Raw genomic sequence first — 12,845 nt, 5'->3', positions numbered from 1 at the left:
ACATTAAGAAGTATGGTTGAAAATGAGTTTTTTCTCAGGTTTAGTCACCAACCTGACATAAGTAAAAAACAATGAAACGTCCAGGATCCACATTAATGTGCATCCTGGACGTTGTAAAGATAGATAATACTACTTCAGATTATCCTGGAATGATGATCATGCGAGAAGTACTCCAGGCACTCCAGTTCCCAGCTTCATCAACTGCCCTCACCCGCCAGTAATACGTCCCTGCAGGGATCAGGTATTCCGGAGTATGGCTGGTTGACATCTCATCGGCTGTATAGTCCACAGGGTCGGCAAAGGTGGATTGGCTGTCATACTGGAACTGATACCCCATGGCACCAGCTGATTCTTTCCATGTGAACGTTGGATACACGCTTGTGGCTCCATTATCCGGGCCAAGCAAAACTGGAACTGGCGGTGGCACGATATCAATCGTAATGACACGGGCAGTTGTCCATGCACCCCAGTTACCCGCCTGGTCAATAGCTCTAACCTGCCAGTAATACGTACCCGGTGTCATCTTAGCGGGTGTATAGTGTGTGACTGTGAGTATTGGGGTTGTCAAGACCGGTGAAGCCATGGTGGCATCATTGTCATACCGGAACTGATATCCAGTTGCAGAGCTGGAAATGAACCAGGAGAAATACGGGGTGGTACTCATGGTAACCCAACCGCTTTCCGGCCCAAACAGGATCGGCGGGGTTGGTGGTGTCGCATCGATAACAACAGTCCAGATGGAACTCCAGGCTCCCCAGTTGCCGGCCGCATCTTTGGCCTGAACTCTCCAGTATTTCATTCCTTCAGCCAGTGGTGATGCCGGTGTGAAACTCGTTGTAGTCAATTCAGCAGATGTGAAAGTTGATTCATCGAAAGCATCACTATCCGCCAGTTGTATATGGTAGCGTGTGGCTGTCGCTGATGAATTCCAAGAGAATACTGGCTTCAGGTTATTTGTAGTGAACGTATCTGCTGGCGATTTCAGACCGGGTGCGTCTGGTCCGTGTGTATCAACAGTGAAGGCGCGGGCTGCGGACCATGGACCTTGCTCATCGATGGCATTTCTTGCCCTGACGTGCCAATACCATGTGGTGTCTTTTGTAAGCGGTGTGGCTGTATATTTCAATTTATCAACAGTACTTGTCTGCCTATCTGCAGTGGTGAACGTATTGACTGTATCGATCTCAATATCATATGAAGCACCATTCACCGCCGCAGCCCATGTGAACTCAGGTGTTTGTGAATTGACCAGGGCGTTGGCCGCAGGCAGGGATAGTACTGGTGCAGTGGTGGGTTTGAGCGGTAGGATTTTGACAGTGCGTGGATCAGTTACATCACTCCACGATCCCCAGTTTCCGGCCAAATCTCTTGCCCGAACACGCCAGAGGAAATCGGTATTCGTTGCCATGCTGGTCGGCCTGTAACTCGTTGTGGTAATCGGCGACCCATTTATTGAACTGTCAGGTCCCGGTGTGGTAAATAATGGACTGTTAAAACTACCGTCCTCCGCCAGAGTATACTGCCATTGGTAGGCATTGACACCGGTGATAGCTTTCCAGGTAAAGGTCGGGATAGCCCGAATATTATCGGGATTATTTCCCGGTGTCAGCAATTCTGGTGCCTCCGGCCCTGTTGTATCCAGTGTGAAGGTCCTTACAATTGACCACTGACCTTCCTCATCGGCCGCATTTACGGCGCGGACACGCCAGAACCACCCTCCATCACCGGCCAGGTCTGTACCCGGGGTGAAAGTCAGCCCATTTTCTACTACTCCAGTCACCTTATCGTCATTCGAAAAATCTTGTTTCTTATCGATCTGGATTTCATACTTGTTCGCATTGACAACCTTGCCCCAGGTGAAGGTCGGTCTGGTATTCGACGTGAGGAACCCAGTTGCAGGTTGAGAGAGGATCGGGACAGTTGTGATTAAAGGCGGTTTTATGTGGAACGACCGTTCCTCGCTCCAATCACTCCAATTGCCTGCCGCATCCCTCGCCCGCACCCGCCACTCATAGTCCTTCATCAACTCAAGTCCGGTCGGTTTATAGCTGGTTGTGGCAATTGGTTTTCCTTCATCGCCAGGTGTATAGTATGCAATAGGATCAGCAAAATCGTCATTGTCGATCTGAATTTGATAGAATTTCGCGTCACTAACAGACTTCCATGTGAATGTAGGTATGGCACGCAGATCAAATGCATCTACGCCCGGGAAAGTCAACTCTGGAGCTGTCGGTTTTACAGTATCCAGTGAGAAGGCTCTCGGCGCAGACCACGGACCGGGTTCTCCCGCCGTATTCTTTGCCTGCACACGCCAGTACCACGTACCATCTGCCAGATCCGTACCGGGTGTAAAGGTCAGGGTGTCCTTATCCGTACTTTTACTCACTTTACCACCACTGGTAAACGTGCTAAGTGAATCGATCTCCAGGTTATACCCATTCGCATTCACTACCTTGCTCCACGTTAAGGTCGGAGTGGCATCGGATAGCAGCGCATTGGCCGCTGGCAGGGTTTGAACCGGAGCTGTTGTGAGCAGTAATGGCTTGATCGTAATACTCCACGCCGCACTCCAATCTTTACTCCAATTGCCTGCGGCATCTCTGGCGCGTACACGCCAGAGGTATTTCTTATTTGTTTCCATCGCTGACGGTTTGTAACTCGTCGTGGTGAGCGGTGTACCGGTTATGGTTCCGTCCAATCCCGGCGTTGTCAGAATCGGATTACTAAACCCGGTATCCTCACCCAGCGTGTACTGCCACTGGTAGGCATTCGCTTCCGCAGAAGCTTTCCAGGTGAAGGTCGGTATCGCCCGCAGGTTATCCGTCCCGTCCGCCGGAGCAGTCATCTCTGGTGCCAGAGGCGCCTGGGTATCCAGTGAGAAGGCTCTCGGCGCTGACCACGGACCAATATCGCCAACGGCATTCTTTGCCCGCACACGCCAGTACCACGTGCCGTCTGCCAGGTCTGTTGGGGGTGTAAAGGTCGTCGTCGCTGAATCACCAATTACCCTATCAGAATTGACAAATGTACTTACCTTATCAATCTCAATATCATATTCTGTCGCTAGATTTACAGAAGACCAGGTAAATGTGGGGGTTGCATCAGATGTTAGTGCATTGGCTGCCGGAAGCGACAATACCGGAGCAGTGGTGATCTTCGAGGGGATAATTTGTATATGGCGTTTTTCACTCCATGGGCCCCAGTTGCCGACGGCATCTCTACCCCGAACCCGCCACTGGTAGTCCACCATGGTTGTCATGCTCACCGGTTTGTAGGTCAGCGTGGTAATCGGTGTCCCAGGAACTGTATCTCCAGGTGTGGAGATCGCAATGTCACCGGTAAAATCATTATCATCGAGCTGGAACTGGTAGGCATTGGCTTCGGCAGCGGCAGACCAGGTGAAGACCGGTATCGCCCGCAGGTCATCGGTTCCATCCGCCGGTGATACAAGCAATGGGGCAACAGGTCCTGTCCGATCGACTTTGAATGATCGATAGGCAGACCATGGACCGCCTTCATCCGCGGCATTTTTTGCCCTAACATGCCAGTACCATACCCCTTCTGCCAGACCGGCAGCCGGGGTATAAGTCAAGACGTTTACAGAAGCGGATATCTTTCCTTCCGGGAAACTGGAATCTGTTGATAATTCAATCTGGTAGGCGACCGCATTGGTCACGGCTCCCCAGGTGAATGCGGGAGTCTGATTGCTGGTGACAAAATTCGCCGCCGGCAAAGCAAGCGCAGGAGCTGCAGTTGGAACAAGAGGTAGAACTTTGATTCGCCAGGCATCGGTCCATGCGCCCCAATTTCCTGCAGCATCTCTGGCACGGACACGCCAAATGAAATCGGTATTGGTCGCCATGGTTGCCGGTTTGTAACTGGTAACCGTCAGCGGTGTACCGGTGATGGTGCCATTCAAGCCGGGGGTTGTCAGGATGGGTGAGGCGAATGTCTCATCTGCTGCCAGAGTGTATTGCCACTGGTAGGCATTGGCACCTGTTGAGGCTGCCCAGGTGAAAGTTGGGATGGCATGCAAGCCTGAGATATTGTCTGTGGGAGCCGACAAGACCGGTGCAGAAGGCGCCAGGATCGTAATGCTGTGTCCTTCACTCCAGGGGCCCCAGTTGCCATAGGTATCTTTTGCCCGTACATGCCAGTAGAACGTACCGGCTACCATCAGAGGTGGAGTAACACTGGTAACAGTTAAAGCAGCTGAAGTGTAGGTGGGACTGCCAAAATCCACATCGTTGTCATATTCAAACTGGTACGCCGTGGCACCTGTTGATACTGACCAGGTGAAGGACGGAGTGCCTAAAACACTATCTGCCGCAGCAGGTAAATTCAAAACTGGAGCTGATGGAGTGATATAGATAATACGCGTACCGCTGTAGTCGCTCCAGTTGCCCGTCAGATCGCGTGCCCTTACGCGCCAGTAATACTTGCCAACTGTCATGACAGCAGGTGTATAGCTCTGGGCTGTCAAATTTGTTGATATAACAGGAGAGCTGAAATCAGAATTGTTGTCATACTGGAATTGATAGAGAACGGCATCTGTCACCTTACTCCATTTAAATTCGGGTGGAGTATTTGTTCCCGCACCACTGGCCGGGCTGGTTAACTCTGGGGCACTGGGAGGTGTTGAGTCCGTCCCCATAGAGAAATTAACATCATTTCTCTCTGAAGAGTCAGATTTCAGTGTGATTTTTTCGGCAGTATCGATGGCTGTAGTATTCGGATAGTACTGTGTGGTCAGGTCGGTCGGACCACCCTTGCACCAGTTTTCGGTCCGGGCAGCAACAGCATATAGTTCTGTTTCCAGAGGGAGGCTGGTGAATTCATAATTGCCATTGCTATCAGAGCAGCTCCGAGCCCGTCCGTTTGTTCCCCAAATAATCTCAACATTCATATTGGCAATCGCGGTTGTTCCACCCAATTGGGTTACCCGGCCCGAAATTTTGCCACCCTGATCAAGAAGCAGATCAATGCCCGATATCGTTGTTCCGGGAGTGACGGTTACTTTTGCGGCATTACCCCAGAGGTTTGTATTATTGTAGAAAGCCAGAGCCCAGCCTGTTTGATTTACCTGAACACGATAACCGCCATCAGGAATATTGGTTGCAGTGTAGACGCCGTTGGTATCTGTTTTGAAACAGCCGAGTTCCTTGTCGGTATCATACGAATTTACGCAAACATTGACATCGGAAACAGGAGAGTTATCGCTGGCTTTGCGAACCGTACCGGTTATCGTTCCGGCTGCCTGCATCACAATATTGATATCTTTTATTTCCTGTCCGGCTGTTGTCAGCCGGATGGTTTGGGCTGTAGTTCTATCCGGTGCATTATCCCAATAACGCTGCGGATAGGGTACTGGTGAACCGGAGCACCAATTTCCAGCTTCAGATGGAGCCACGGCTACATAGAAATCCGTGTTGAGCGCTATCGAACTTGAAGCGAAAGCACCGGAAGAATCAGTGCAAAGATACACGCCAATGCCTTCCCCTACTCCAGCATTCACTTCTGAAATGGCTACCGGGGCGTTTACCAGTGGAGTCACTCCATCTGATTCAAACACCTTCCCGGAGACAGTTCCACTCTGTTTCATGACGAAATTGATCCCGGAGACGGTTGCACCGGCATTAATTGTCACAGGTTGAATATTCTTCTCGCTGAGTGTGTTGTTGTACCACATCAGGGTATAACCATCACCGGCAACCAGAACATCATATATTCCGGGTGGAATGGCCCCATACGTATATTTCCCATCCGGACCAGATTCTACGACATCCTGCAGGAAATCACGGGTTCCATGCGGTCTTAATGAAACCCAGCCATGCACTGGCTGACCGTTTTTATTAACAATATTGCCTTTCAAAACGCCGGCTGGCCTCAGGGAGAAGTCGACATTGTCTGCCAGAGGATTTTCCGCTGTCAGATTGATAACGGTAGCAGAATTTCTGACAGGTACATTCTGCCAGTACTGCTCTTCGTAAGAATTAACAATTCCTCCCTGGCAGCCATTTGTCCCCATGCCGACAGACACCTTTAAATTGTCATTGAACGGTGCCCAGGGTATGGAATAGTAACCATCAGAATCTGTGCAGGTACCATTCCAATAACTGTCATTCGAGATGTCCACATTCATAGACGCCAGAGGATGACCCTGGTTGTCTGTCACTCGTCCACGAATCGTGCCGCCTGGTAACAGACTGAAATCGATACCTGTGGTGGTTTCTCCCGAATGCACAGATACGGCAGCTGCATTTTCATAGATTTTGGTATGGTCATAGAACTGGAAGGCATAGCCATCCTGGGTTATCTGAAGACGATAATCATTTTCCGGCAGGTAACTTGACATATAGGTGCCATCAGAATCTGTAGTTACACAGCCGAAATCAGTACCTCCATTGAAAGTTTGAAAACATACATTAATATTTGCCAGAGGTGCGCCACCCTCAGCCGCGGTTACTTTGCCGCTGATTCGTCCGCCCTTGCTCATTACAAGATTGATATTATTGATTTTCTGGTTGGCCGAAGTTAACCGCAGTATGGTGGCTGATGCAGCGTTATCAACACCATTCCAGTATTTCGGAGAATAATCGAGGGGCTTGCGGGAACACCAATTCTCTTTTTCTACAGACGGTGCGGCCACCACAATAAGGTCTGTATTGATGGGAATAACGGCGGCTTCATACGAACCGTTTGAATCTGTGCAGGCGTAATCGCCTACGCCAAATTCTTTGTCGCCTATCCATACGGGTATGTTCGCCAGAGGAGTTTTCCCGTCTGTATCAAATACCTTGCCCGAAATCGTGCCGCCGGCTGTAAGCCTGAAATCGATCCCGCTGGTAGATGATCCAGCATTAATTGTGACCGGTGTGGCGTTATCCCAATTTATTGTATTGTTGTAGTTGGTAATAGCATACCCGGCTTTTGCGCTGACCACATTATAGGTGCCTTCGGGAATTGCACCATACGTGTACCGGCCGTCCGGTCCAGTCGGAATCCAATCACCCAGGAATTTATGGGTTCCAGGAAATCTCAACGATATCCAGGCATCTGCTAAAGGTTTGCCTGAACTGTCTGTAACCTGACCGGAAATAACACCGGCGGATTTCAGTGAGAAATTTATATTTTCTACTACAGGATGTTCTGTCGTTACTTTTATGAAGGTGGCATCTTGGAGAAAGGCCGCATTTTGCCAGACCTGTTCTTCATACGGGTTGACGATTCCTCCCTGGCAGCCATTGGTGCCGAACCCGACCGTGACTATCACATCAGTGTCCATTGGCACCCAGGCCATGGAATAATTTCCATCAGAATCTGTACATGTGCCGTTCCAGAAATCATCGTTTGACACATCCACATTCATTCTGGCCAGTGGGTGACCCTCGCTATCGGTTACCCGACCGCGAATAGTTCCTCCGAGTGAAAGTGCAAAATTTATCCCGCTAGTGGAATGGGCAACAGTCACCGCAACCGGATCAGCTGTGTCGTAATTAATTCCTCTGTTGTAATACTGAAGGGCATATCCATCTGCAAACAATGACACCCGATAATTTCCTGCAGGCAGAGCCGGTGATATGTAAGAGCCATCAGTTTCTGTCTGGCTGCAATCCATCCCGACATGTGAATCATATGTTTCAAAACAGACATAGGTTCCCGATATAGGATCACCGGAAGCCTTATTGGTTACCGTTCCAGTGATAAATCCGCCATGAGATACGGCTATGTTAATGTCACTATACAAATGGTTTTCTGAAGTAAATGTTAATTGCGTGGCCCCATCCCAGGAGTCGGAATTATTCCAATATTCTCGGACATAACCCTTGTCTCCATCAGAACAATAGTCATTCGGAGGAGCTGCTTCCACTGCCACAGGAGAATCCGGAGTTAGGCCATTTATGGAATAGTAACCATTTGAATCGGTACAAACGGCTCGATAAATATCATTATTATTGGTGGCAGCGACCCGAATATTGGCCAGACCGGCACCTGAAGTTTTATCGGTAATTCGACCGGTTACAGTGCCCCCCTGAATCAGGGAGAATTTAATCCCAGTTCGAACCTCTTCTGGTGCAAGGTTTATTTTGGTCGCTTCATCTTTTGAACTGGTGTTGTTCCAGTACTGTTGCAGGAATCTACGATCTGTTTCGGTTTGACAAATATTGCCCCAATCCTCCGGCGATGCTCTTACGGTAAGGTCAACTCCGGATGGGACATAATCAAGTGAATAATTCCCCTCGCTGTCGGTACACGTACCGGCTCCTCCATCGGGAGTGTCCACAATGACCATTACATTTGGTAGCGGTGTCGATCCATCTGCGGCAGTAACCGTTCCAGAAATAGTACCTGACTTTACAAGAGAGAAATCAATTCCGTTGGTGTTTTGGTCACCAGTCACAGTGACCCGGGCTGCCTTTCCCCAATCGGTTGTATGGTCAAAATACTGCCATCCCCAGCCGGAATTAAACAGGTGAATCCGATAATCCTGTGGAGGTAATACCATGGATAGGTATTGACCGTCACTATATGTATTTACGCACCCATACCACCACCCGGAATCGTACGCTTCAAAACAGACACTGATGTCGTTTAAAAATGCACCGCCATCGGCAGCCGTGACGGTTCCCTGAATCCTGCCCCCTTTTTGCATGACGAAATTGACCCCGCTGGCTGTTGAGGATGTGCTCGTCAGATTAAATACGGTTGCAGCATTCCAATCCTGTGTATTGTTGTAGTATTGTTGAGAGTAATCACCAACTGAAGAGCTGCCGCACCAATTTGCCTGGTCACTCGGCGCGGCACGCACCCGGAAATTTTTACCAAGCGGAACTGAGCTAAACGAATAGTACCCATTCCCATCCGTGCAGGTACCATTTCCAAGGCCTTCTCCATCGAGTGAGATGTTCAAGTTGGGAATCGGGGTTAACCCGTCTGATTGCAGCACTCTGCCTGAAATGGTTCCACCAGGTGACAGGGCAAAATTAATCCCCGATATTGTTCCACCAGAATCCACATGCACTCTGGCAGCATTTTCATAATTCGGTGTGTTTGAATAAAACTGCCAACCCCATCCCGGTTGATCTATACGAACCCTGTAATCTCCTGATTGAAGGTATTCTGACGTATATTGACCATTGGTATTTGTTGTAAAACAACCTTTTCCTTCGTGATTATCGTATGTTTCTACGCAAACAGATATACCGGAAAGCGGTTGACCGTTCGCAGCCGATGTAACCACACCGGAAATATGTCCGGCTGGTTCCAGACTGAAAGTTATTCCTGAAACATTGGGGGAAGAAGTGGTCAACCGGATGACGACAGCGTCATCCCAGGATGTTGTATGATCCCACACCTGTTCGTTATAAGCGTTTGGGCTGTTTGTACACCAGTTTTGATTGATACTTTCAGCCGCCAGAACGTGCAGGTCTACATCCAGCGGAACGGTATCGAAGGTGAAATTGCCGGAAGAATCGGTGCAGGTTCCCAGACCGCCATAATCGTTTCCAAAAGCAATAGTCACATTCATGCTCGATAATGGCGTGGTTCCATCGGCTGCGAATACAGTCCCTGAAATTGTGCCGCCCTGCGATAACGAGAAGTCTATTCCTGTAACCGCAGAAAAATCCGAGATTTCCACCGGAGTATGTTGAGACGTGGATACTTTCTGGTTGTATACCTGGCGGCCAAAACCACCTTTTTCCGCTACAACCGTAAAAAATCCATTCGGTAAATTCGGGATTGTGTAATTCCCGCTGGCATCGGTGATAGCGGCTCCAAGTTCTTGATAACCGGTATTATGAGCCGAAACTCGAACACCCTGCAAGGGAGTCCCGCCATCGGCCGCTGTTACCGTTCCACTGATACTTCCCCCTTCGTGAAGTGTGAAATTAATATCTGTACGCGAAGTAGTCGTCCCAGATAAGACAATAACATTTGCCTGATCTTTAGACAAAGCGTTCTGCCAGTATTGCTGTGGGTAAGTTTTCACCGTCGATGCGCCGCAAAAGTCACCCCAGTCAGACACACCGGCCCTGACAAAAAGGTTTGTATTCAGAGGCGCCGAATCAAATACAAACTCACCTTGTGCACCTGTACAATAGGGGCTGTTTCCGTTTGGTGTTTCAAGGACAACCAGAGCGTTTTCCAGTCCGGTGGTCCCATCAGGGGCAAACACTTTACCTGATATAGTACCGCCAAGACCCAATGAAAAGTTGATTCCTGAAGTAGTCACTCCGGTGGAAACAGAAACTCGCTGGGCATCTTCATAACTTAATGTCATCGGATACCATTGCCAGCTATACCCGGCCAGATAAACACGAATCCGGTAATCGCCATTCGTCAGAGGACCGGAAATGTATGTACCATTACTGGTGGAGTTTACACAACGGCTGTCCTGACCAGTATCATAATTTTGGAAGCAAACCTGGGCATTCGCCAGTGGCAGACCGGTATTTGCAGCTGTGACAGTACCGGAAATCTGTCCTTTTTGCGTCAGACTGAATGTAATTCCTGAAAGACTGGGAGAGGATGTCGAAAGGCGGACGGTCGTTGCCTGGTCTCCTGATGCAGTGTGATTCCAGAACTGTTCAGAATACGTATTGGCTTGCCCTGTACACCAGTTATTTGAACCGCTTTCAGCGGCAAGAATTTTCACATCGACATCTAACGGAACACTTTGAAATGTGAAATTACCAGATCCATCTGTACAGGTTCCCAAACCACCGTACGTGTCATTAATAATGCCAGACACGTTCATATTCGCCAGACGGGTGGTACCATCTGCAGCGAACACCGTTCCAGAGATCGTTCCGCCCTGTGATAAGGAGAAATTAATCCCAGAAACCGTACCGCCGGCTGTCGTGGTTACTTTATCGGCTTCAGAGAAACTCAGTTTTTGATTGTAGATCTGGCGGGCATAACCTTCTGATTCAACAACCATCTTATAATCACCAACCGGAAGATTCATCAGGGAATACACACCATTTGAATCTGTCGAGGTAGAAGCTATGGTATCGTAAGTATTGAAATCATGTGCCTCAACCCGTATACCTTGCAATGGGGCTCCACCAGAAGCCGCCGAGACAGTTCCGGTGATGGTTCCCAGTGAACAACTGGTTGTTCGAGTTAGCATCAAAATACCTGCCAACCAGGATTGAAAATCAGAATTGGCTGGTTCACAAAGGCCTGTTTCCTCAAAGGCAAAAGTAAATAAATCGCTAATGTGAGATAAAGCAAGCGGAAGGCTGCCGCTAAGTTGAGGGTTATTATTAATTCTCAGTAAGACAAGCCTGGTTAGATTTCCCACTGATTCGTGGAGTGAACCGACCAGGTTATTATATGCCAGTGATATTCCGGCCACATGTCCCAAATTGCAGGTGATGCCATGCCATGAACAGGGTGTATCCGTCAATAACCACCCCGATTTATTTGTCCAATTGGATCCGCCAGCATTTTCATAAAAAGAAACGAGCGCCTGGCATTCTGTTGTTGGGATTTCTGTCACTGCTGAACAGCTCGTAAAAGCCGCCTGAGCAGACAGGCTTTCCAGAGTTGGAGATAAAGCAATGGTGGGAGTCTCTGTAAAGGTTGGTTCGATTGTTGGTGTTTCCAGTGTGACTTCAACTGGGGGTGTAGCTGTAGGCTGTTCAACCACTGCCGTTTCTGTGGGCAACATAATATCACTGGTAGCAAATGCCGTAGGAGTGGGGCTGGGCTCTTCTACAGGTTCGGTTACTTCGGGAAGTGGAGGTATTTCAGTGACCGCGGGAATCTCCATAGTAGGTTCAGCTGTTGGTTTGTCAGCCGGGGGTTCAACCGTCTCTTGAAGCGTAAGGCTGCCGTTAGAATTCTCTGTATTGGCTTTTGCCGAGACCGGAACAGCCCCAATCAGGCTGACATTGGACAGCATTAAGCTGAGCACAACAAGAATTGAGATTGCGCGGAATAATAGTTTCTTCATTGTCTCCCTCATAAAATTCCTACCCTGAGATATTTAAAACAGTCACATTGTATGACAGATATTAAATTATCACAACTAATTGATAACCATAATCAAATTAATAATTAATTAATTCAAAAAATCTTGTGGATTTATTTCCATCAGACATCGTAAAAAAACATTTGGTTGACGTAGATTTCACTGCTTCGCACCTGATCTCGCATCGCCAGAAAGAGCAACTCTCTTCAAGTTAAAGGTAACAGGGCTAGCAATTACCTGATCAACATCATCAATCTCCACTACTTAGATCACTTTCAAGACAATTACAAACAGACATTTACGACATACACAGTCCGAATACAAAAAGAGGCTGTCTCAAAAGTTTTTATTGCCTTTGAGACAGCCCAAAGTGGGAATTAACTTACAAAAATCGGCGAATAATCGGGCTTTACGCCCAATATTCGTCGATTCTTTTAATTAAAAATGGGAGACGTAAAAAAATTTTATCTTCTGAGTCAGTTTCTTCATGTTTTACTCAGGCTTGAGACCACTTCGTACATCATTCAGGTGATATTGGTTAAGCGCCTTTCCTAAAAGGGATACAATGGCCGCTGCTTCATCAGCCCGTAAGAAGATTTGTTCCATCGGAGTGTCTTCTGTATCAATGCAAATGTAAATTGTATCCGGGCCAATCCCTTCGACCAGACCTCCGGTAAACTCCCCATTTTTATATTCAAAGGTATCCAGGCAATGAAACGTGCCTAACTCTCCCCTGACGTACATCTTGTATTCTTCCAATCCGTGTGGACTTCTCGCAAGCTCTAATCCAGGTTCGCAGTATGGATGTTCCTGGTGTGGAAAATTGGTTACAAATTTCATTTCTCTCCTTAATCTAATGGGTATT

2 protein-coding genes are annotated in these 12,845 nt (G+C 48.4%); both read right to left on the bottom strand.

Features of this window, described 5'->3' with window-relative positions; genetic code table 11:
• Positions 1-139: 139 nt before the first annotated feature.
• Positions 140-11,962 (bottom strand): carboxypeptidase regulatory-like domain-containing protein, encoded by an 11,823-nt coding sequence (locus tag LTAR_RS05755; protein WP_062421228.1) that lies wholly within the window; start codon positions 11,960-11,962, stop codon positions 140-142.
• Positions 11,963-12,472: 510 nt separating this feature from the next.
• On the bottom strand, positions 12,473-12,820 hold the full coding sequence (locus tag LTAR_RS05750; protein ID WP_062421227.1) for a hypothetical protein: 348 nt from the start codon (positions 12,818-12,820) through the stop codon (positions 12,473-12,475).
• Positions 12,821-12,845 lie beyond the last annotated feature (25 nt).

Source organism: Leptolinea tardivitalis (assembly GCF_001050275.1).
GTDB lineage: Bacteria > Chloroflexota > Anaerolineae > Anaerolineales > Anaerolineaceae > Leptolinea > Leptolinea tardivitalis.
Note: the sequence above shows the minus strand (reverse complement) of the source record. Positions and strands in the feature narration are given on the sequence as shown.

What these genes read in the sequence shown, in the direction of transcription:
- LTAR_RS05755 (WP_062421228.1), bottom strand. Translation starts at nt 11,962, where the DNA reads ATGAAGAAACTATTATTCCGCGCAATCTCAATTCTTGTTGTGCTCAGC.
- LTAR_RS05750 (WP_062421227.1), bottom strand. Translation starts at nt 12,820, where the DNA reads ATGAAATTTGTAACCAATTTTCCACACCAGGAACATCCATACTGCGAA.